This is a genomic window from Geodermatophilus sp. SYSU D00663 (assembly GCF_054050655.1).
In genome coordinates this window covers 92,390-112,797 of record NZ_JBJGZT010000011.1, presented here as the reverse complement: position 1 = coordinate 112,797, position 20,408 = coordinate 92,390, and the positions used below count along the sequence as shown (strand labels likewise).

The following is a 20,408-nucleotide window of genomic DNA, read 5'->3' as shown; positions in this document are numbered from 1 at the left end:
GGGTGGGAGGGGATCCGGCGGGCACGGACACCGGTGGTCGGACCAGCAACCGAGACTACCCGATCCCGCGCCGACGCCGTCCGGCCCTGGCGGGGTGCTGGAACGGCCACCCTCCACGGGCCCTCCGCCTGCGCGTGCGAGGCGTGGGGGAAGGGTGGCCCTCCTACGGCTCCCGCAGCGTCTCGCGGGCCTTCTCCACCGAGCGCAGCATCCGCTCGAGGGTGGTGCCGAAGTCGGCCAGCCGGGTGTCGACGTACTCGTCGACCTCGGCGCGCATCCGGTTGACCTCGGCGACGGTCTGCGCGCCGAGCTCGTCGGAGCGGGCGACCGCGCCGCGGTAGACCTCGGTCTCGCTGACCAGCCGCTCGTGCTCGGCCTGCGCGGCGGCGAGCACCTCGGCGTGCTGGGCCTGCGCGTCGGCGAGCACCGCCTCGTGGTGCGCCTGCGCCTCGGCGATCAGCCGGTCGGCCTCCGCCTCGGCCCGGGTCAGCAGGTCCTCGGCCTCGGCCTGGGCGCGGGCGAGCAGCTCGTCGCGCTGCCGCCGGGCGGTCCCGAGGACCTCCTCGCGCTGGCGGCGGGCCGAGGCGACCAGCCGGTCGGCCTCCTCGCGGGTGCGGCCGGTGAGCTGCTCGGCCTCGGCCTGCGCCTGCTCGAGGATCTCGGTGCGCTGCTCGACGATCGCGCCGGCCGCGTGCACCTCCTCGGGCAGGTTCTCCCGCAGGTCGTCGAGCAGGTCGAGCACCTGGTCGCGCGGCACCATGCACGAGCCGGACATGGGCACGCTGCGGGCGCTCTCGATGAGCCGGCTGAGCTCGTCGACGGTCTCGTAGAGCCGGTACACGACCTCGGTCACGGCTGCGCCCCGTCGTCGCGCTTGGCCAGCAGCCGCTCGAGGACCGCCTTGGGCACCAGCCGGGAGACGTCGCCGCCGAAGGTGGCGATCTGCTTGACCAGGCTGGAGGACAGGTGGCCGACCTGCGGCGCGGTGGGCACGAACAGCGTCTCGACGCCGGCCAGCTCGCGGTTCATCTGCGCCATCTGCAGCTCGTACTCGAAGTCGCCGACCGCGCGCAGGCCCTTGACCACCACCGGGATGTCGTGGCTGCGGCAGTAGTCGACGAGCAGGCCGCTGAAGCTGTCGACGACGACGTTGGGCAGCTCGGCGACCGCCTCGCGCAGCAGCTCCATGCGCTCGTCGACGGAGAACAGCCCGGCCTTGCCGGGGTTGACCAGGACGGCGACCACGAGCTCGTCGTACAGCGCCGCGGCCCGGGTGATGACGTCGACGTGGCCGTTGGTGACCGGGTCGAACGACCCGGGACAGACCGCTCGCCTCACGGGAGGCGACCGTACCGGAGCACGGCCTCCCCGTAGCGGCGGTCGCGGATCCCGGTGAGGGGTGTCGGCCACTCCCAGGGCTCCTCGCGGGAGGAGCGCTCGACGACGACGACCGCGTCCGGGGCGAGCCACTCCCCCGTGACCAGCGCGCTCAGCACGCCGCGCACCTCGTCGGCCCGGACGGCGTAGGGCGGGTCGGCGAGCACGAGGTCGAAGCGGGCCGGCGGCGCGCCGCCGACGACGGTGGGCACCGACCCCGCGACCACCCGTGCGCCGGGCAGGCCGACGGCGGCGACGTTGGCGCGCAGCACCGGCAGCACGCGCGGGCCGTTCTCGACGAGCACCACCTGCGCGGCCCCGCGGGACAGCGCCTCCAGCCCGAGCGCGCCGGAGCCGGCGTAGAGGTCGAGGACGGCGGCGCCGTCGAGGTCGAGCAGGGTGCCGAGGCTGTTGAACAGCCCCTCGCGGGCGCGGTCGCCGGTGGGGCGCACCCCGCTGGGCGGCACCTTCAGCCGCCGCCCTCCGGCCGCCCCGGAGATCAGCCGCGTCATGCCTTCTCGAGGTAGCCCGCGCGCTCGTCGGTGGCCAGGGCGGCGACCTCGGCGGCGAGGCCGGGGTGGTCGGCCAGCCCGCGCTCGGTGGCCAGCAGCGCGGTGGCCTCGGCGCGGGCGGTGGCGATGAGCTCCTCGTCCTCGAGCAGGGACAGCAGCTTGACGGTGGAGCGCCGCCCGGACTGCGCGGCGCCGAGGACGTCGCCCTCGCGGCGGGTCTCGAGGTCCACGCGGGCGAGCTCGAAGCCGTCGGAGGTGCCGGCGACGGCGGCCAGCCGCTGCCCGGTCGCCGTCGTCTCGCGGGCCTCGGTGACCAGCAGGCACAGGCCGCGGTGCTTCCCGCGGGCCACCCGGCCGCGCAGCTGGTGCAGCTGGCTGACGCCGAACCGGTCGGCGTCCATGACCACCATCACGGTGGCGTTGGGCACGTCGACGCCGACCTCGACGACGGTGGTGGCGACGAGGACGTCGACCTCGCGGGCGGCGAAGGCGCGCATGGTCGCCTCCTTCGCCTCGGGCGTCATGCGGCCGTGCAGCACCGCCAGCCGCAGCCCGGCGAGCGGCCCCTCGCTCAGCGCCTCGGCGACGTCGAGGACCGCCAGCGGCGGGCGCCGGTCGTCGCCGCCGCTCTCCTGCGGGGCGTCGGCCTCGTCGGGCTCGTCCTCGCTGCCGGTGTCCTCGTCGCCGATCCGCGGGCAGACGACGTAGGCCTGCCGGCCGGCGGCGACCTCCTCGCGCAGCCGCTCCCACGCGCGGTCGAGCCAGGTGGGCTTGTCGCTGACGGGGACCACCGAGCTGGCCACCCCGCCGCGGCCGCTGGGCAGCTGCCGCAGCACGGAGGTCTCCAGGTCGCCGTAGACGGTCATGGCGACGGTGCGCGGGATCGGCGTGGCGGTCATGACCAGCACGTGCGGCGGCCGGTTGCCCTTGGCGCGCAGCGCGTCGCGCTGCTCCACGCCGAAGCGGTGCTGCTCGTCCACGACGACCAGGCCGAGGTCGGCGAACTCGACGCCCTCCTGCAGCAGCGCGTGGGTGCCGACGACGATCCCGGCGCTGCCGTCGGCCACCGCGGCGCGGGCGGCGCGGCGGGGCGCGGCCTTGAGCGAGCCGGTGAGCAGCACGACCTTCGTGCCCGCGGGGTCGCCGTCCAGCTCTCCGGCGCGGGCCAGCGGGCCGAGCATGCCTGCGATGCTGCGGGCGTGCTGCGCGGCGAGGACCTCGGTGGGCGCCAGCAGCGCGGCCTGCCCGCCGGCGTCGACCACCTGCGCCATGGCCCGCAGCGCGACGACGGTCTTGCCGGAGCCGACCTCGCCCTGCAGCAGCCGGTGCATGGGGTGGTCGCGGGCGAGCTCGGCGGCGAGCTCCTCCCCCACCTGCCGCTGCCCCTCGGTCAGCTCGAAGGGCAGCGCGGCGTCGACGGCGTCGAGGAGTCCGCCGTCGCGGCGCGGGCGGGCGGTGCCCGGCTCCAGCGCCGCGGCCCGCCGGCGGGCGCCGAGGACCAGCTGCAGGACCAGCGCCTCGTCCCACTTGAGGCGCTCCTCGGCGCGCTCGACGTCCTCGTCGCTGGTGGGGCGGTGCACGTCGAGCAGGGCGGCGGGGAGGCTGAGCAGCCCGTGGCGGCGGCGCAGGTCCTCCGGCAGCGGGTCCTCGACGAACCCGAAGCCGCCGGAGGCGTCGAGCAGCAGCCGCACCGACTTCTGGATGACCCAGCTGGAGACGTCCTTGCTCGCCGGGTAGATCGGGATGAGCGCGCGGGCCCAGTCCTCGTCGTCGTCGCCGGTGATCAGGTGGAAGTCCGGGTGGGCGAACTGCTTGGTGCGGCGGTACTCGCCGACCGTGCCGGCGAACAGCCCCCAGGCGCCCTCCTCGAGCTTCCCGAACCTGCGGTTGAAGAAGACCAGCTGCATCTCGCCGGCGCCGTCGCCGACGGTGACCTCGGTGAGCGTGCCGGGCCGGTTGCGCATCCGCCGGCTGGTCACCCGCCGGACCTGGGCGAGCACGGTCACGCGGTCGCCGACCTGCAGGTCGTCGAGCCGGGTCATCTCGCCGCGGCGGGCGTAGCGGCGCGGGTAGTGGCGCAGCAGGTCGCGGACGGTGCGCAGCCCCAGCGACTCGGCCATCGCCTTGGCCGTCTTGGCGCCGAGCACGCGCGCGAGGTCGGTGTCGAGGGTCACCGCCATCGGGCTACTCCACCCCCACCTGCAGGGGCAGGACCGCGCCGGCGTCGTAGCGGACGACCTCGACGGTCGGGTGGACGGCGGCCAGGTGCGCGCAGACGGCGTCACCGAGCGCGGCGTCCGGCCCGACGACGAGGGTGGCCATCTCGCCGCCGGCCGACAGCAGCCGGTCGAGCAGGTCGCAGGCCACCGCGGCGAGGTCGCGCCCGACCACCACGACGTCGCCCTCCGCCGAGCCCAGCGCGTCGCCGGGCCGGCAGAACCCGGCGCTGGTGAGCGCCTCCTGCTCGGCGACGGTGACCTCGGCCCAGCGGGTGGCCGCGGCGGCCTCGGCCATGGCGATGACGTCGTCGCCGAAGCGGCGGGCGGGGTCGGCCACGGCGATGGCCGCCAGGCCCTGGACCGGCGAGCGGGTGGGGACGACGGCGACGTCGCGGCCGGCCTGGCGGGCCCGTTCGGCCGCGCGGGCGGCGACCGGGGTCAGCGCGGGGTCGTTGGGCAGGACGACGACGTCGCCGGCGGCCGAGACGAGCAGCTCGTCGAGCAGCTCGTCCTCGTCGACGCCGTCGGGCCCGCAGGCGACCACGCGGACGCCCTCCCCGGAGAACAGCTGCGCCAGGCCCTCCCCCGGCACGACCGCGACGACGGCCCGGCGGCCGGGCACCGGGGCGGCGGGGCGGACGGGCGCCAGCGGGGTGACGGTGATCCGGTGCGGCCGGCCGGCCTCGATGCCGGCCTCGATGGCGCCGCCGACGTCGCTGGTGTGCACGTGCACGTTCCACTGCCGGCCGGTGGGGGTGTCGACGCCGACGACGACGAGGCTGTCGCCGAGGGCGGCCAGCCGGGTCTGCAGGACGGTGACGGCGGCCTCGTCGGTGTCGGCGAGCAGGTACTGCACCTCGCTGCCGGGGCCCGGCGGCGGCTGGTGCGGCACGTCGGCGGGGTCGGCGGGGTGCGCCGGGCGGGGCACCAGCGGCGGTCGGGCGGGCTCGACGCCGGTGACGGTGGCGACCAGGGCGTCGAGGACGAGGCACAGGCCGGCGCCGCCGGCGTCGACCACGCCGGCGTCGCGCAGCGCGTCGAGCTGGCCGGGGGTGGCCTCCAGGGCCGTGCGGGCGCCGTCGGCCGCGGCGGTGACGACGTCGGCCAGGGCGGTGCGGCCCTCGGCGACGCAGGCCACGGCGCACTCGGCTCCGGCGCGGGCGACGGTGAGGAAGGTGCCCTCCTCCGGGTCGGCGACCGCGGAGTAGGCGGTGTCGGCGGCCTTCTGCAGCGCCGCGGCCAGCGCGGGGCCGTCGGCGGGCTCCTGGCCGGCGAGCTGGTCGGACAGGCCGCGCACCAGCTGGGCGAGGATCGTGCCGCTGTTGCCGCGGGCGCCGAGGACCGCGCCGCGGGTGAGCGCGGTCCAGGCCGGCTCGCGCCCCCCGGCGGCGTCGAGCTCGGCGACCGCCGCCTGCGCGGTGAGGAGCAGGTTGGTGCCGGTGTCGCCGTCGGGCACGGGGAAGACGTTGAGGTCGTCGAGGCTGCGCCGTCCCGCGGACAGCGCGGCGACCGCGGCCCGGCACCAGCGACCGACCGCGGCGTCGTCCAGCGCCTGCAGCACGGCCGGAGGGTACCCGCGGGAACGGACGGACCCGGTCCCGTGGCGGAGCCGCTCCCCGTCCTCCTCCGACCTCGGCGACGGTTCCGCGGAGGAGCGGTTATGCTGGACGACGGTCTCGCGGTCGCCTCCTGTGCGCCGCCGTCTGAAAATCGATTCTCTGGGAGTGATCCACCGTGGCTGCCGTGTGCGATGTCTGTGGCAAGGGGCCCGGTTTCGGTATGTCGGTGTCGCACTCGCACCGCCGCACGCCGCGCCGTTGGAACCCGAACATCCAGTCGGTGCGGGCGCTCGTCGCCCCCGGCAACCGCAAGCGGATCAACGCCTGCACCTCGTGCATCCGCGCGGGCAAGGTCGTCCGCGCCTGATCGCCGGGCCTCCTGACCGGAGGCCGCCGCTCGCGAAGGACCCCGGAGGTCGCCGACCTCCGGGGTCCTTCGCGTGCGCGAGGGTCAGCGGGCGCCGATCCCGCGGGCGCGCGCCGCGGTGACCACCAGGTCCACCACCGTCCCCAGCGGCAGGGCCGTCCCGTCGACGACGAGGTGGTAGTGCCGGGCCGCCGCGGGGTCGCACCGGTAGAAGTGCCGGACGTAGGCCTCGCGGGTGGTGTCGTTGGCCTCGAGCTCCCGCCGGAGCTCCTCCTCGGGGCGGCCGTAGCGCGCCACCGCCGCCCGGAGGCGGGCCTCCGGCGGGCCGTCGAGCCGCACGTGGAGGGCGTCGGGCCGGTCGCGCAGCACCAGCGCCCCGCCGCGGCCGAGCACCACCCCGCCGGCGCCGTCGGCGATCTCGCGCAGCACCCGCTCGGTGTGCTCGCGGTAGGCCCGCTCGTCGGGCTGCGTGGTCGACGGCATGACGCCGCCGACCGGGTCGGGCATGGCACCCAGCGAGGCCACCAGCCGCCACAGGCCGCGCACGACGCGCTCGTCGTTGGCCTCGGCGTCGTCCTGGGAGACGCCGAGCCGGCCGGCCACCTGCGCCGGGATCGCCCGGTCGTGGAAGGCCAGGCCGAGCCGCTCGGCGACGGCGGGACCGACCTCGGGGCCGCCCGCGCCGTAGGACGCGGAGATCGTCACGACGCCCACGGGCGCTCCTCCTCGTCGATCCGCCGGCCGAGGAACACCGCCCCGGCCTCACCGGCGTAGATGCCGTACCCCGGGACGGGCGTGTACCCCATCGCCGAGTACAGCGCGAGCGCCTCGGGCTGCCGGTCGCCGGAGTTGAGCACGACCGAGCGGTGGCCCGACTCGCGAGCGGAGCCCTCGAGCGCGGTGACGAGCACCTGGGCCAGGCCGCGCCGGCGGAAGCGCGGCACGACGTACACGCGCTTGACCTCCGCGACGGTGGGGTCGTCGCCTCCGGTGTGCCGGCGCCAGGCGCCGCAGCCGGCCGGCTCGCCGTCGACCTCGGCGACGAGGAACAGCCCGGCCGGCGGGACGAACTCGGCGGGGTCGACGACGGCGCCGTCCGGGCCGCCGTAGCGCTCCACGTACTCCTGCTGCACCCGGCCGACGAGGTCGCGGGCCAGCGGGTCGTCGTAGGGCACCGCGCGCAGCCGCGCGACCGACCCGTCGCGCAGCCGCACCTCAGCCGAAGTGGACATGCCCGGTCCCCTCCGCACCGACCGCTCCCGCGACCGCGGCCGCGGGCTCCCCGCTGACGGACACGCCCGGTTCCCCCTCCTCGACCCGCCCGATCGGCACCCACCCCTCCGGCAGCGCCGCGGACGGCGGGAAGGTCGCCAGCAGGGCGTGGTCCTCCCCGCCGGTGAGCACCCAGGCCAGCGGATCGGCGCCGAGGGCCGCCGCCACCTGCTGCAGCGGACCGGGCGGCTCCAGGGTCGCACGTACCAGCGCGGCCCGGTCGACGTCCAGGACGACACCGCTGTCGGCGGCCAGGTGCCCGGCGTCGGCGAGCAGGCCGTCGCTGACGTCGCACATGGCGGTCGCCCCGGCGTCGGCCGCGGCCGGCCCGGCGAGGTAGGGCGGGGTGGGGCGGCGGTGCGCGGTCACGGCGGCCAGCGGGCTGCTGAAGCCGCGGCGCAGCACGGCCAGCCCGCACGCCGACCAGCCCAGCCGCCCGGCGACGGCGAGCACGTCCCCGGGACGCGCCCCCGAGCGCAGCACCGGCGCCCGGCCGCCGAGGTCGCCCAGCGCGGTGACCGACAGGACGACGGCGGCGCTGTCGGGGGCGGAGGCCACGGTGTCCCCGCCGACGACGGCGGCGCCCAGCGGCGCGCACTCGGCGGCCATCCCGGCGGCCACGCCCTCCAGCCACGAGGTGGGCGTGTCCGCGGGGCAGGCCAGCCCGACCAGCAGCGCGGTGGCGACCCCGCCCATCGCGGCGACGTCGGCGAGGTTCGCGGCGGCGGCCTTGTGCCCGACGTCCTCGGCCGAGGACCAGTCCCGGCGGAAGTGGCGGCCCTCGACGAGCACGTCGGTGGTGGCGACCACCCGGCCGTCGGGCACCCGCAGCACCGCGGCGTCGTCACCGGGGCCGACCTGCGCGACCCGCGCTGCGCCGGCGCGGGCGACCACCCGGGCGATGACGCCGAACTCCCCCACGACCCGCACGCTGTCGGCGGGGTCCTCGCGCGGCACCAGCGGACGGGGCCGTGTCACAGGCCACCCCGGGTCGCTGGGGTACGTTGCGCTCCGGTCCGTCTGCCGGTGGCAGGCAGCCACCCGCAGAGCCGTCCGAGGAAGGTCGTCCCGTGGTCCACGCCTACATCCTGATCCAGACCGAGGTCGGCAAGGCCGCCCAGGTGGCGTCCACGATCAGCGAGATCGCCGGCGTGACCAAGGCCGAGGACGTCACCGGCCCCTACGACGTCATCGTCCGCGCCGAGGCCGAGACCGTCGACGAGCTGGGTCGCCTGGTGGTCGCCCGCGTCCAGTCGGTCGACGGCATCACGCGCACGCTGACCTGCCCCGTCGTCAACATCTGAGCCGCTGAGCGAGGACACCCCCGCCCCGGACCCGGCGCCGGCGCCCGCGCGCGACCCGCTGCGCCGGCTGGCGCTGATCGCGACCGCCGTCGTCGTGCCGGTGCTCGTGGCGCTGCTGGTCCTGGTCCGGGTGGTCGGCGGCGACGACGAGGGCGACGAGCCGGTCGCCGACGTCAGCGGCGCCCCGACGCAGCAGCGCGCCGAGGACCTCCCGGTGCTGCCGGTCGAGGTCCCGCCGCCGACGCCGGAGGCCGACGCGCACTGCCCCGCGCTGATGTCCGGCCTCCCCCTCGACCTGACCGGGGAGCCGCAGCGGCTGGTCGACTCCGACACCCCCTACGCCGCCGCCTGGGGCGACCCGCCGATCGTGCTGGTGTGCGGCGTGCCGCAGCCCGCGGGCCTGGTCCCCGGCGAGGGGCTGCTGCAGATCGACCAGGTCACCTGGTTCGTCGAGCAGACCGAGGAGGCCACGACCTGGACCGCGGTCGACCGCGCCGCCTACGTGCAGGTAACCCTGCCGCCCGACGTCGACAGCGCCCCGGTCACCGTGCTCAGCGGCGTCATCGCCGACACGCTGCCGCCGCGCTGAGGCCGCTCAGGCGGCCGGGAGCCGCTCCAGCTGGGCCCGGACGGCGTCGTGCACCTCGCCGCCCGCGGCCTGCTCCGTGGCCGCCACGGCGGTCACCCCGACGCTGAACACCCCGTGCGCGCACCAGGCGAACGCCGCCGGGCCCGACAGCCCGGTCGCGGGGTCGACCTCGGCCACGGTGAGCAGGCTGCAGCCCTCGGGCAGCGACGACGGGTCGTGCTGCAGCACGCCCTCGTAGAGCTCGGCGTCGTTGCCGGCGAGGTCGCGCGCGTAGGCGGCGGCGCCGGCGGGGTCGGCGAACTGGTCGAGGAAGACGCTGGTGAGCGGGCCGGTCGCGGCGCCCCAGAAGCGCTCCCAGCCGTGCCGGTAGCCGTACTCGCGCAGCACCGCGCGCTCGCGGGCGGGGTCGTCGGAGTAGGTGGCCACGTCGTCGACGGTCTTGGCGCCGGCGGGGGGCTGCAGGTCGGCGTCGGCGATCCGCGGGAGGCCGGAGGGCACCTCGTCGAGCAGCAGCTCCCCGAGCTCCTCGACGCTCTCCGGCGTGGCCGGGGCGGGCGCGGGGGTGGCGCTGGTCGGCGTGCAGCCGATGGCCGGCACGAGCGACACCAGCCCGGCGAGGACGGCCGCGAGCCGGCCCGGGGTCACCGGGGTGTCCGCTGGTCCCCCGGCCGGCCCGCACGGGTCAGTGCGGAGGCGACCAGCCGGTCCACCAGCTCGGGGTAGGACACCCCGCTGGCCGCCCACATCCGCGGGAACATCGAGATGGGCGTGAAGCCCGGCATGGTGTTGACCTCGTTGACCACCAGCCGCTCACGGCCGTCGGGGCCGGTGCCGAGGAAGAAGTCCACCCGCGCCAGGCCCTCGCAGTCCAAGGCGAGGTAGGCGCGGCGGGAGGCCTCCTGCACCTTCCGCGTCTGCTCGGGCGTGAGGTCGGCCGGGACGTCGAACTCGACGGCGTCCTCGAGGTACTTGGCGTCGAAGTCGTACCAGTCGGTGCCCGGCTTGAGCCGGATCTCGGCCGGCAGGCTGGCCTCCGGCGGCCCGCCGGCGCGGCCGGCGAGCACGCCGCACTCGATCTCCCGGCCGGGCACGGCGGCCTCGACGACGACCTTCGGGTCGACGGCGGCCGCGGTGGCCACCGCCTCGGGGAGCTGCGCCCAGTCGGTGACCCGGGTGATGCCGATGCTGGACCCGGCACGCGAGGGCTTGACGAACACCGGCAGGCCCAGCCGCTCGCGGTCGGCGGCCGTGAGCAGGCCGGGGTCGGCCGACAGGGCACCCTCGGCGTCGCGGAGCACCACGTGGTCGCCCTGCGGCAGCCCGGCGGCGGCCAGGAGCTTCTTGGTGAACTCCTTGTCCATCGACGCGGCGCTGGCGAACACGCCCGACCCCACGTAGGGCAGCCCGCTCATCTCCAGCAGCCCCTGGATGGTGCCGTCCTCGCCGTAGGCGCCGTGCAGCACCGGGAAGACGACGTCGACCTCGGTGAGCGCCGGGCCGATCGCGGCGGCCGGCTCCAGCACGGCCAGCCCGCGCCCGGCGGGGTCGCCGACCAGCGACACCGCCGTCCCGCCGGTGACCTCGGGCAGCCGGCCGCCGTCGATGGCCAGCTGCTGGCCCTCGTCGGGGAGCACCCAGCGGCCGTCCCGGGCGATGCCGACGGGGACCACCTCGTAGCGCTCCCGGTCCAGCGCCGCCATCACGCTGCCGGCGCTGACGCAGGAGATGGCGTGCTCGGCGCTGCGCCCCCCGAACACGACCGCGACGCGCACCTTGCCCGTTCCGCTCATCGCGGCCGACCCTAGTCGACGGTCCCCGCGCGTCCTCCGGCTCCCGCGGGGCCGGCGTCCGCGTGGTGTGGGAACCTCGTCGGCGATGCGGGAGAACGCGGCCCCTCCGGTGGACCCCCGACCTCCGGCGACGACGGCGCACCAGGGGGACGGCGCTGCGCGCAGGCACCCGCTCCCGCTGCGGCTGGCCGGCGCGGCGGTGCACGCCTACACGGCGCTGGGCTCGGTGCTGGCGCTGCTGTTCGTGCTGGCCGCGATCGAGGGCGAGGTCGAGGCCGCGCTGTGGATCGGGCTGGCCGCGCTGGTGGTCGACGGCACCGACGGGATGCTGGCCCGCCGCGCGCGGGTCAAGGAGACGATCCCCTGGTTCGACGGCGCGCTGCTGGACAACATCGTCGACTACCTGACCTACGTCTTCGCCCCCGTCGTCCTGCTGTGGACCACCGGCGCGCTGCCGCACGGGCCGGCCGGCTGGGTGCTGGCCGCGCTGCCGCTGCTGGCGTCGAGCTACCAGTTCTGCCGGGTCGACGCGAAGACCGACGACCACACGTTCCTGGGCTTCCCCAGCTACTGGAACGTCGTCGCGTTCTACGCGGTCGTGCTGGACCTGTCGCAGGTGGCCGTGGCCGTGGTGCTCGTCGTCTGCTCGGTGCTGGTGTTCGTGCCGGTGCGCTACCTCTACCCGTCGCGGACCGAGGCGTTCTGGCAGGTGAGCATGGCGCTGACCGCCGTCTGGTTCGTGTCCTACGCCGTGCTGGTGGCCCAGCTGCCCGACCCGAACCCGTTCGTCGTCGCGCTGTCGTTCGTCTACGTCGTCTACTACCTGGCCTTCAGCGGCTGGCTCACCGCCCGCGCCGCCCACCGCCGCCGCCGGGACGCCCGCACCGCCCGGTGACGTGCCGGAACGACCCTCCCGCACGGGCCCGCGCCGAGCGGAGCGGGGCGTGGGGGTCCTCCTAGAAGGGGGCTCGGAGGACCAGCTCGACGTTGCGGTCGGCGGGCGTGCCGGCCAGCGGCGAGCCCAGGCCCGCGTACGGCACGTTGGCGGCCAGCTCGCGGTGCAGCGCCGCCAGCGCGGCGGGGTCCCCGGCGGCCGGGTCGTCGGCGGCCGGCGGCCGGGCGGGGCTGTCGTGGTCGACCATCGTGCAGACCAGCGACAGGGTGCCGTCGCCGTTGTCGAGCAGCTCGACCAGCCGGGCCTGCCCGGGCCAGTCGACGACGGCGCACGTGGTCACCTCCCACAGCCCGCGCCCCGGCTCGTGCGGGTGCGCCCACGGCCGCACCTCGCTGACGTGCGTGTGCCCGTTGAGCCACAGCACGACGTTCGGGTACCGGTGCAGCAGCGCGAGCAGCTCGGGCGCGCCCAGCGCGGTGTCGCCCGTGGCCGGCTGCCCGCCGAGGGCGTCGGCGCGGGTGAGCGTGCCCGACCCGTGGTGCGAGAGCAGGACCACCAGCCGGTCGGCGTTGCCGGTGGCCACCCGCCCGCCGTCGGGACCGGGCGCCGACGACGACACCTCGCGCAGCCGCTCCTCCAGCCACCGCGCCTGCGCCGCGTCGACCGAGCCCGCGGCGCCGCCGGTGACCCGGGTGGTGTCCAGGCAGACGACGCGCACGCCGGGCAGCCCGTCCCAGGCGTAGTAGGCGGTGCCGTCGCGCAGGTTCTCCTCGGTGAACCCGTGGCCGGTCGGCGCCCCGCCGTCGGAGAGGTGCGCGGCGACGAAGGACCGGCGGTCGATGAAGCGGCGGTCGGCCACCGGCGTCACCGGTCGGGAGGTGGCGGTGGTGAAGACCTCGGAGCGGTGCGTGAACAGGTGCAGCGCGTCGTCCAGCGGCAGGGCGGGGTCGACGTCGACCGGCTTGCGCCCGGCGCCGAGGACGGCGGCCAGCGCGGGCGTGGGGACGCCGACGCCCTGGATGAGCGCTTCGTGGTTGCCGTGGCAGCCCAGCCACGGCAGCCGCAGCCCCTCGGCGGCGAAGGCGGCGAACGCCGCCTCCAGCAGCCCGGGGCGGGCGGGGAAGCCGAACCGCTCGTGGTGGACGCCGCCGTCGTCGTCGGGCCGCCAGAACAGGTCGTGCGGCCACCCGGAGGCCTGCACGCCGTCGTAGGCGGTCAGCCCGGCGCCGGGTGAGACCACTCCCCCGCGGAGGACGGCCAGGTACAGCTCCAGCTCGTTCCACTGCGCGTTGTCGATGGCGTCGCCGGTGGTGACCACCACCTGCAGCGGCTGCCCGGTCCGCGGCGCGCCGGCCAGGCCGTTGAGGGTGCGCACCAGCGCGTCGACGGCGTGCGCGGTCAGCGCCTCCTGCGGCCGGTGCATGGGCACGAGGGCGCGCATCCGCGGGTCGGCCTCGAAGCGGTGGAAGAACTCGAAGCGGGCCGGCGAGCAGACGTCGGCCAGCTGCAGGTCGGTGACGTGGGCGAGGCAGGCGACCGCCCGCACGCCCCGGCGCGGCGGCTCCCACGACGGCCCCACCAGCTCGCGGCGCACCCGGTGCGGCTCCCCGGCCGCCCAGGCGAGCGCCCGGTAGTCGCCGTCCCGGCCGGCGTGCAGCACGGGGCCGGCGGCGAGGACGCGGTCGAGGGTGGTGCGGCTCATCCCGTCAGACGGCGTCGAGCGCGGTGGTGAGGTCGGCGACGACGTCATCGGTGTCCTCGATGCCGCAGGAGAAGCGCAGGAAGCCCGCCGGGACCGCGTCCCCGCCCCACTGCGCCCGCCGGTCGACGGTGCTGTGCACGCCCCCGAAGCTGGTCGCCGCCGTCCACAGCCGGCTCGCGGCGAGGAAGCGCGACACCGCGGCCTCGTCGGCGAGCTCGGCCGAGACGACGCCGACCGGCCGCAGCATCTGCCGGGTGGCGAGCTCGTGCGAGGGGTCCGAGGCCAGCCAGGGCCACCGGACGCCGGTCACCGCCGGGTGGCCGGCGAGGACCTCGGCCACCGCCGCGGCGGTCTCCGCCTGGCGGGCCAGCCGCAGGTCCAGCGTGCTCATCGACCGGTGCCCGAGCCACGCGTCGAACGCGCCGGGCGTGCTGCCGGTGTGGTCACGCCAGCCCTTGAGCCGGTCGAACACCTCGCCGGAGGTGGTGCTCACGTGGCCGAGCAGCAGGTCGCTGTGCCCGGTGAGCGCCTTGGTGTCGGCGCCCACGGTGAGGTCGGCGCCGAGCGCCAGCGGCCGCTGGCCGAGCGGGGTGGCGGTGGTGTTGTCGACGGCGAGCAGCGCGCCGGCCGCCCGCGTCGCGCGGGCCACCGCGGCGACGTCGCAGACGTCGAGGTGCGGGTTGCTCGGCGTCTCGAGGAGGACCATCCGGGCGCCGTCGAGGTCCCCGCGGGCGGCGACGTCCCCGATCCCGGTGGTGGGCACGTACTCCACCCGGACGCCGAGCCGCTCGAGCTCGTCGCGGGCGAGCAGCCGGGTCGCGTAGTAGCCGTCGGCGGGCAGCACGAGGCGGTCGCCGGCCGACACCAGCGCGGTCACCGCGGCGGTGACCGCGGCCATCCCGGTGGAGAACGCGAGGCACCGGCCGCCGTCGAGCTCGCCGACGGCGTCCTCGAAGGCGCGGAACGTGGGGTGCTCGGTGCGGGCGTAGGCGTCGGCGCCGTCGGCGCGCGGTGGGCGGTCGCCGAGGTGGAAGGGGGCGGCGAACACCGGCGAGGGACGCAGCGGGGTGCCCGGCACCGGCGGGGCGTCGCCCGCCCGGACCGAGCGGGTGCCGTCGCCCCACCCGGCAGGGAGCGTCGTCACTCCGGCTCGGCCCGGGGGTGCGTCGTCACTCCGGCTTCGCTTCCCGACTCATGATCTCCTTCACCATCTGCGCGGCCGGCACGCCCTCGTGGCAGACCCGCACGACCGCCTCGGTCACCGGCACGTCCACGCCGTGCGCGCGGGCCAGGTCCAGCACCGGGCGGCAGCTCTTGACCCCCTCGGCGGTCTGCCGGGTGGTGGCCTGCACCTCCTCCAGCGACAGGCCCCGCCCCAGCTTCTCCCCGAACGTGCGGTTGCGCGACAGCGGCGAGCTGCAGGTGGCCACGAGGTCGCCCAGCCCCGCCAGCCCGGCGAAGGTCGAGGGCTCCGCGCCCAAGGCCACGCCCAGGCGGGTGGTCTCGGCCAGGCCGCGGGTGATCAGGGAGGCCCGGGTGTTGTCGCCGAAGCCCATCCCCTCGGCGATGCCGCACGCCAGCGCGATGACGTTCTTCACCGCGCCCCCGAGCTCGCAGCCGACGAGGTCGGAGTTGGTGTACGGCCGGAAGTAGACGGTGTGGCAGGCGGCCTGCAGCGCCGCGGCGCGGTCGGCGTCGGTGCAGGCGATGACGGTGGCGGCCGGCTGCTCCTCGGCGATCTCCCGCGCCAGGTTCGGTCCCGACAGCGCCGCCACCCGGTCCGGGCCGGCGCCGGTGACCTCGCAGATGACCTCGCTCATCCGCTTGGTCGTGCCGAGCTCGACGCCCTTCATCAGCGACAGCAGCGTCGCGTCCGCAGGGAGCAGCGGCGTCCACTCGAGCAGGTTGGCGCGCAGCGACTGCGAGGGGACGGCGAGCACCACGACGTCGGCGCCGTCGAGGGCCTCGGCGGCGTCGGGGGTCGCCGTCAGCGCGCGGGGCAGCGGCACGCCGGGCAGGTACTCGGCGTTCTCCCCCGTCTCCGCGATCGCCCGGGCCAGCTCCGGCCGGCGGGCGTGCAGGGACACCGTGCAGCCGGCGTCGGCGAGCACCTTGGCGAAGGTGGTGCCCCAGGAGCCGGCGCCCAGGACGGCGGCGCGGGTGCCCCGCCCGAGGCGGTCCAGCTCGCTCACGCAGCGCTCCCCGGGAGGTCGCCGGGCAGCGACCGCCCCGGCCGGGGGGCGAACGAGGCGGGGGCCGGCTCACCCCGGAGACCGGACAGCAGGTCGCGCACCCGGCCCATGATGAGGTCGGTGGTCTCCCGGAGCAGGTCCGGGGTCAGCGGGCGGCCGGCGCGGACCTCCGCCCGCAGCGCGGACAGGTCGACCGGCTCCCCGACGGCGTAGTCGGCGGGCGCCCGGAGGCGCAGGTGCAGCTCCTTCGTGTGGTAGTCGTGCACCCGGTGCGGGCCCCACTGGGCCACCGGCAGCACCACCGCGTCGGTGGTCAGCGCCAGGCGCGCGACGCCGGTGCGCGCCTGCATCGGCCACCAGTCGGGGTCGCGGGTCACCGAGCCCTCGGGGTAGATCACGACGACGTTGCCCGCCTCCAGGTCGGCCGCCGCGGCGGCCAGGGAGCCGAGGGCGTCGGCGGAGCCGCGCGCCACGGGGATCTGCCCCGCGTGCCGGAGGATCTTCCCGACCACGCCCTTGAACACCGCCTGCTTGGCCAGGAAGTGCGGTACGCGCCCGTTGTCGTAGACCAGCCGCGCGCAGGCCAGCGGGTCGAGCACCGACACGTGGTTGGCCACCAGCAGCACCGGGCCGGTGCGCGGCAGCCGGTCGCCGTCCCGGTAGCGCAGGCGGAACAGCAGCGAGGTGAGCGGGTAGATCAGCAGGACCGCCAGCTTCAGCGACCACGGCAGCCGGCCGCGCTCGTGCAGCGCGCGCCGCTGTACCGCAGTGGTCCGGAAGGACTGCTCCTCGGTCACCGGCACCCCTCCGCTCGGTCGTGACGACCGGCACATGATCGACCCTCCGGCCGGTCCGGGTGCGCACCGGGGTCCTCCGGCGTCCGCGGCGGGCCGTGGCGGTGTGCTCACATGGTGCCCGTGCGGTGGTCCCTGGTCGTCCCGGCGAAGCGGCTGTCCGCGGCCAAGACCCGCCTGGTGCCGCTGACCGGCGGCGGTCCCGGGCTGCACGCGGACCTCGTGCTGGCGCTGCTGGCCGACACGGTCGCCGCGGCCCGCGCCTGCCCCACGGTGGCCGACGTCGTCGTGGTGACCGACGAGGACCGCGCGGCCGCCACCGTCCGGGCGCTCGGCGCGCGCACGGTGCCCGACGAGCCCGACCGCGGGCTCAACCCGGCGCTCGCCCACGGGGGCCGGGCCAGCGGCGGGCACGCCGTCGCCGCCCTGTCGTCGGACCTGCCGGCGCTGCGGCCGGCGGAGCTGGCCGCCGCCCTGGCCGCGGCCGAGGCGGCGCCGCGCTGCTTCGTCGCCGACGCCGCGGGCACCGGCACCACCCTGCTCACGGCGGCCGGTGTGCCCCTGGACCCGCGGTTCGGCCGGGACTCCGCCGCCGCGCACGCCGCCGCCGGTGCGGTGCCGCTGGACGGCGACTGGCCGGGCCTGCGCCGCGACGTCGACACGCCCGCCGACCTGGCCGCGGCCGCGGGCCTCGGCGTCGGGACGGCGACGGCGGCGCTGCTGCCGCGGCTCCCGCGCCCGGCCGCCTGACGGGGACCGCGCAGGAGCGGCGGCCGTCCACGTGCGTGGGGCACGATGAGCGCCGTGGCAGCCGAGACGACGTCGCCGATCACCGATCCCGAGACGCCCGCCCCCGCGGATCAACCCCCGCTGCCCGCGGACCGCTTCCTCAACCGGGAGCTGTCCTGGCTGGACTTCAACGCGCGGGTGCTCGAGCTGGCCGAGGACGCGTCCATGCCGCTGCTCGAGCGGGTCAAGTTCCTGGCGATCTTCGCGGGCAACCTCGACGAGTTCTACATGGTGCGCATCGCCGGGCTGAAGCGGCGGCTGAGCACCGGGCTGACCGTGCGCTCGCCCGACGGGCTGACCATCCGCGAGCAGCTGGCCCGGGTCACCGAGCGCACCCAGGAGCTGGTGCACCGGCACGCCGAGTGCTTCGAGCGGGACGTCACGCCGCGGCTGGAGGCCGAGGGCATCCGGATCGTGCACTGGGACGACCTCGCCGAGACCGAGACGCGGCGGCTGCGCGAGTACTTCCGCGACCAGGTGTTCCCGGTGCTCACCCCGCTGGCCGTCGACCCGGCGCACCCGTTCCCCTACATCAGCGGCCTGTCGCTCAACCTCGCCGTCGTGGTGCGCGACCCGGAGACCGGCGCGCCGCGGTTCGCCCGGCTCAAGGTGCCCAACAACGTGCCGCGGTTCGTGCCGGTGGGGCCGGTCGACTCCCAGGCGACGTTCCTGCCCCTCGAGGACCTCATCGCCGCGCACCTGTCGCTGCTGTTCCCCGGCCTCGACGTGATCGACCACCACCTGTTCCGGGTCACCCGCAACGCCGACCTCGAGGTGGAGGAGGACCGCGACGAGGACCTGCTGCAGGCCCTTGAGCGGGAGCTCGCCCGCCGCCGGTTCGGCCCCGCGGTCCGGCTCGAGGTCACCGAGACGATGGACCCGCAGATCCTCGACGTCCTCGTCTCCGAGCTCGAGGTCAGCCCGCAGGACGTCGTCACCGTGCCCGGGCTGCTGGACCTGGCCTCGCTGTGGGCGCTGTACGACATCGACCGTCCCGAGCTCAAGGACGAGCCGTTCGTGCCGGCCACCCACCCGCGGCTGTCCGAGGGCGAGACGCCCAAGAGCGTGTTCGCCACGCTGCGCGAGGGCGACGTGCTGGTCCACCACCCGTACCACTCGTTCGCCACGAGCGTGCAGCGCTTCATCGAGCAGGCCGCCGAGGACCCGCACGTGCTGGCGATCAAGCAGACGCTGTACCGGACCTCCGGGGACTCCCCGATCGTCAACGCGCTGATCACCGCCGCGGAGCTCGGCAAGCAGGTGGTCGTCCTCGTCGAGATCAAGGCGCGCTTCGACGAGGAGGCCAACATCACCTGGGCCCGGTCGCTGGAACGGGCCGGCTGCCACGTCGTCTACGGCCTGGTGGGCCTGAAGACGCACTGCAAGACGGCGCTGGTGGTGCGCCGCGAGAACGGCGTCATCCGCCGCTATGTGCACATCGGCACCGGCAACTACAACCCGAAGACGGCGCGGCAGTACGAGGACCTCGGCATCCTCACCGCCGACCCGCGGGTGGGCGCCGACCTCACCGACCTGTTCAACGTGCTCACCGGCTACTCGCGGCAGACCACCTACCGGCAGCTGATGGTGGCGCCGCACGGGGTCCGCGCCGGGCTGGTGGAGAAGATCCGCCGGGAGGCGCGGCACGCCGCCGAGGGCCGTTCGGCGGGCATCCGGTTCAAGGTGAACTCGCTGGTCGACGAGCGGGTCATCGACGCCCTCTACGAGGCCTCCCGCGCCGGGGTCCCGGTCGAGCTGTTCATCCGCGGCATCTGCGCGCTGCGCCCGGGTGTGCCCGGGCTGAGCGAGACGATCCGGGTGCGCTCGATCGTCGGCCGCTTCCTCGAGCACTCGCGGGTCATGGCGTTCGACAACGCGGGCGAGCCGGAGTGGTGGCTCGGCAGCGCCGACCTCATGCACCGCAACCTCGACCGCCGGGTCGAGGTGCTGCTGCGCGTGTGCGACGACACCGCCCAGCGGGAGCTGCAGGCGGTGTTCGACGCCGCCATGGCCCCCGGTGTGCGCTGCTGGGAGCTCGGCTCCGAGGGCCAGTGGACCCGCACCGGGACACGGGACTACCAGGCCGCCCTCATGCACCGGGTGATCGAGCATGCCGGCTGAGCGGACGGCGGTCGTCGCGGCCGCGGGCGGGGTGGTGTGGCGGCCGGCCGCCGACGGCGGGGTCGAGACCGTCCTCGTGCACCGGCCGCGGTACGACGACTGGTCGCTGCCCAAGGGCAAGCTCGACGCCGGGGAGAACGCCCTCTCCGCCGCGGTGCGGGAGGTCGTCGAGGAGACCGGACTGCAGGTGGCGCTCGGCCGCCGCAGCCTGCGCACCCGCTACGAGGTCGCCGCCGGGCCCAAGCACGTGGACTACTGGCTCATGCGGGCGGTCGGCACCGAGCAGCCGTTCGAGCCCAACGACGAGGTCGACGAGCTGCGCTGGCTGCCGCTGGACGACGCCGCCGCGCTGGTCACCCACGAGCACGACCGGCGGGTGCTGGCCGACCTCGCCCGCGACGACGTCCCGCGGGGGCCGTCGCTGCTGCTGGTGCGCCACGCCAAGGCCGGCAGCCGCAGCGACTGGGACGGCCCCGACGACGAGCGGCCGCTGGAGTCCAAGGGGTGGCGGCAGGCGCGGCAGCTGGCGGACGTCCTGCCGGCGTTCAGGCCGGTCGAGCTGCTCAGCGCCGCCCGCGTGCGCTGCCGGCAGACCCTGGAGCCGCTGGCCGAGCGGACCGGCCTGCCCGTGCGCGACCTGCCGGAGCTCGGCGAGGAGGAGTTCACCGCCGACCCGCAGGCCGGCCTGGCCGTCGTCGAGCGGCTGCTGGAGCCGCGGGAGGGCGCCGGGGTCACGGTGGTGTGCAGCCAGGGCGGGGCGATCCCGTCGGTGCTGATGAGCCTCGGCGTCCGCTGGGAGGGCGTCGCCGGGCGGCTGCACCCGCCGGCGGCCAAGGGCAGCGTGTGGGCGCTGGGCGGCCGGCCCGGAGCGCTGCTGGCCGACTACTACCGCGACCTCGGCCCGGACCCCGACGCCCCCGAGTAGG

At 76.4% G+C, this 20,408-nt stretch carries 21 protein-coding genes; 7 read left to right on the top strand and 14 right to left on the bottom strand.

Annotated features, from left to right (window positions below):
- Positions 1 to 163: 163 nt before the first annotated feature.
- Genes ACI79Z_RS10795 through ACI79Z_RS10775 form a run of 5 tightly spaced genes read right to left on the bottom strand, consistent with a single transcriptional unit; the run spans position 164 to position 5,669 of the window.
- The gene (locus ACI79Z_RS10795; RefSeq protein ID WP_387993226.1) at positions 164 to 853 is read right to left on the bottom strand and encodes a hypothetical protein; all 690 of its coding nucleotides are present in this window, start codon (positions 851 to 853) and stop codon (positions 164 to 166) included.
- Positions 850 to 1,338, bottom strand: coding sequence for a pantetheine-phosphate adenylyltransferase (gene coaD, locus ACI79Z_RS10790; RefSeq protein WP_456902617.1), 489 nt, complete (start codon positions 1,336 to 1,338; stop codon positions 850 to 852). The genes ACI79Z_RS10795 and coaD overlap by 4 nt, the downstream gene beginning before the upstream one ends.
- Positions 1,335 to 1,889 carry a 16S rRNA (guanine(966)-N(2))-methyltransferase RsmD gene (gene rsmD / locus ACI79Z_RS10785; RefSeq protein ID WP_456902616.1) on the bottom strand — a complete coding sequence of 185 codons (555 nt, stop codon included), beginning with the start codon at positions 1,887 to 1,889 and terminating at the stop codon, positions 1,335 to 1,337. Before rsmD ends, coaD begins: the two co-directional genes overlap by 4 nt.
- The gene (gene recG, locus ACI79Z_RS10780) at positions 1,886 to 4,069 is read right to left on the bottom strand and encodes an ATP-dependent DNA helicase RecG (protein WP_387993235.1); all 2,184 of its coding nucleotides are present in this window, start codon (positions 4,067 to 4,069) and stop codon (positions 1,886 to 1,888) included. The genes rsmD and recG overlap by 4 nt, the downstream gene beginning before the upstream one ends.
- Positions 4,070 to 4,073: 4 nt before the next feature.
- Entirely contained in the window at positions 4,074 to 5,669 is a 1,596-nt protein-coding gene (locus ACI79Z_RS10775) for a DAK2 domain-containing protein (RefSeq protein WP_456902615.1), read from the bottom strand.
- Between the two features lie 173 nt (positions 5,670 to 5,842).
- Here ACI79Z_RS10775 and rpmB point away from each other — a divergent pair, with 173 nt between their 5' ends.
- Positions 5,843 to 6,034 (top strand): 50S ribosomal protein L28, encoded by a 192-nt coding sequence (gene rpmB / locus ACI79Z_RS10770; RefSeq protein ID WP_073421792.1) that lies wholly within the window; start codon positions 5,843 to 5,845, stop codon positions 6,032 to 6,034.
- Positions 6,035 to 6,118: 84 nt separating this feature from the next.
- Here the strand turns inward: rpmB and ACI79Z_RS10765 are convergent, their stop codons facing one another.
- Genes ACI79Z_RS10765 through ACI79Z_RS10755 form a run of 3 tightly spaced genes read right to left on the bottom strand, consistent with a single transcriptional unit; the run spans position 6,119 to position 8,284 of the window.
- On the bottom strand, positions 6,119 to 6,748 hold the full coding sequence (locus ACI79Z_RS10765; protein ID WP_456902614.1) for a cytidylate kinase-like family protein: 630 nt from the start codon (positions 6,746 to 6,748) through the stop codon (positions 6,119 to 6,121).
- Complete coding sequence (locus tag ACI79Z_RS10760; RefSeq protein WP_387993245.1) at positions 6,736 to 7,266, bottom strand: GNAT family N-acetyltransferase; 531 nt, start codon at positions 7,264 to 7,266, stop codon at positions 6,736 to 6,738. The genes ACI79Z_RS10765 and ACI79Z_RS10760 overlap by 13 nt, the downstream gene beginning before the upstream one ends.
- Positions 7,250 to 8,284: a thiamine-phosphate kinase gene (locus ACI79Z_RS10755; protein ID WP_387993248.1), complete on the bottom strand. Its 1,035-nt coding sequence runs from the start codon at positions 8,282 to 8,284 to the stop codon at positions 7,250 to 7,252. Before ACI79Z_RS10755 ends, ACI79Z_RS10760 begins: the two co-directional genes overlap by 17 nt.
- Before the next feature lie 92 nt (positions 8,285 to 8,376).
- Here ACI79Z_RS10755 and ACI79Z_RS10750 point away from each other — a divergent pair, with 92 nt between their 5' ends.
- A complete protein-coding gene (locus tag ACI79Z_RS10750; RefSeq protein WP_091212468.1) occupies positions 8,377 to 8,610 on the top strand; it encodes an Lrp/AsnC ligand binding domain-containing protein in 234 nt (77 codons plus the stop codon).
- A 94-nt stretch (positions 8,611 to 8,704) separates the two neighbouring features.
- A complete protein-coding gene (locus ACI79Z_RS10745; protein ID WP_387993251.1) occupies positions 8,705 to 9,199 on the top strand; it encodes a DUF3515 domain-containing protein in 495 nt (164 codons plus the stop codon).
- Between the two features lie 6 nt (positions 9,200 to 9,205).
- Here the strand turns inward: ACI79Z_RS10745 and ACI79Z_RS10740 are convergent, their stop codons facing one another.
- Entirely contained in the window at positions 9,206 to 9,844 is a 639-nt protein-coding gene (locus ACI79Z_RS10740) for a hypothetical protein (protein ID WP_456902613.1), read from the bottom strand.
- On the bottom strand, positions 9,841 to 10,989 hold the full coding sequence (locus ACI79Z_RS10735; RefSeq protein ID WP_387993257.1) for a D-alanine--D-alanine ligase family protein: 1,149 nt from the start codon (positions 10,987 to 10,989) through the stop codon (positions 9,841 to 9,843). Before ACI79Z_RS10735 ends, ACI79Z_RS10740 begins: the two co-directional genes overlap by 4 nt.
- A 109-nt stretch (positions 10,990 to 11,098) precedes the next feature.
- Between ACI79Z_RS10735 and ACI79Z_RS10730 the strand changes: the two genes are divergently transcribed.
- Entirely contained in the window at positions 11,099 to 11,884 is a 786-nt protein-coding gene (locus ACI79Z_RS10730) for a CDP-alcohol phosphatidyltransferase family protein (protein WP_387993260.1), read from the top strand.
- 61 nt (positions 11,885 to 11,945) lie between these two features.
- Here ACI79Z_RS10730 and ACI79Z_RS10725 read toward each other — a convergent pair whose 3' ends face one another.
- The 4 genes from ACI79Z_RS10725 to ACI79Z_RS10710 are packed head-to-tail and all read right to left on the bottom strand — an operon-like array spanning position 11,946 to position 16,575.
- The gene (locus ACI79Z_RS10725) at positions 11,946 to 13,586 is read right to left on the bottom strand and encodes a TIGR03767 family metallophosphoesterase (protein ID WP_387993262.1); all 1,641 of its coding nucleotides are present in this window, start codon (positions 13,584 to 13,586) and stop codon (positions 11,946 to 11,948) included.
- Positions 13,587 to 13,590: 4 nt separating this feature from the next.
- The gene (locus ACI79Z_RS10720; RefSeq protein WP_387993265.1) at positions 13,591 to 14,730 is read right to left on the bottom strand and encodes a cystathionine gamma-lyase; all 1,140 of its coding nucleotides are present in this window, start codon (positions 14,728 to 14,730) and stop codon (positions 13,591 to 13,593) included.
- A gap of 25 nt (positions 14,731 to 14,755) precedes the next feature.
- Positions 14,756 to 15,778 (bottom strand): NAD(P)H-dependent glycerol-3-phosphate dehydrogenase, encoded by a 1,023-nt coding sequence (locus ACI79Z_RS10715; protein WP_387993268.1) that lies wholly within the window; start codon positions 15,776 to 15,778, stop codon positions 14,756 to 14,758.
- The gene (locus ACI79Z_RS10710; RefSeq protein ID WP_456902612.1) at positions 15,775 to 16,575 is read right to left on the bottom strand and encodes a lysophospholipid acyltransferase family protein; all 801 of its coding nucleotides are present in this window, start codon (positions 16,573 to 16,575) and stop codon (positions 15,775 to 15,777) included. Before ACI79Z_RS10710 ends, ACI79Z_RS10715 begins: the two co-directional genes overlap by 4 nt.
- 111 nt (positions 16,576 to 16,686) lie before the next feature.
- Between ACI79Z_RS10710 and cofC the strand changes: the two genes are divergently transcribed.
- Genes cofC through ACI79Z_RS10695 form a run of 3 tightly spaced genes read left to right on the top strand, consistent with a single transcriptional unit; the run spans position 16,687 to position 20,407 of the window.
- Positions 16,687 to 17,322: a 2-phospho-L-lactate guanylyltransferase gene (gene cofC, locus ACI79Z_RS10705; protein ID WP_456902611.1), complete on the top strand. Its 636-nt coding sequence runs from the start codon at positions 16,687 to 16,689 to the stop codon at positions 17,320 to 17,322.
- Positions 17,323 to 17,376: 54 nt separating this feature from the next.
- On the top strand, positions 17,377 to 19,482 hold the full coding sequence (locus ACI79Z_RS10700) for an RNA degradosome polyphosphate kinase (protein WP_456902610.1): 2,106 nt from the start codon (positions 17,377 to 17,379) through the stop codon (positions 19,480 to 19,482).
- The gene (locus tag ACI79Z_RS10695) at positions 19,472 to 20,407 is read left to right on the top strand and encodes an NUDIX hydrolase (protein ID WP_456902609.1); all 936 of its coding nucleotides are present in this window, start codon (positions 19,472 to 19,474) and stop codon (positions 20,405 to 20,407) included. Before ACI79Z_RS10700 ends, ACI79Z_RS10695 begins: the two co-directional genes overlap by 11 nt.
- Position 20,408 lies beyond the last annotated feature (1 nt).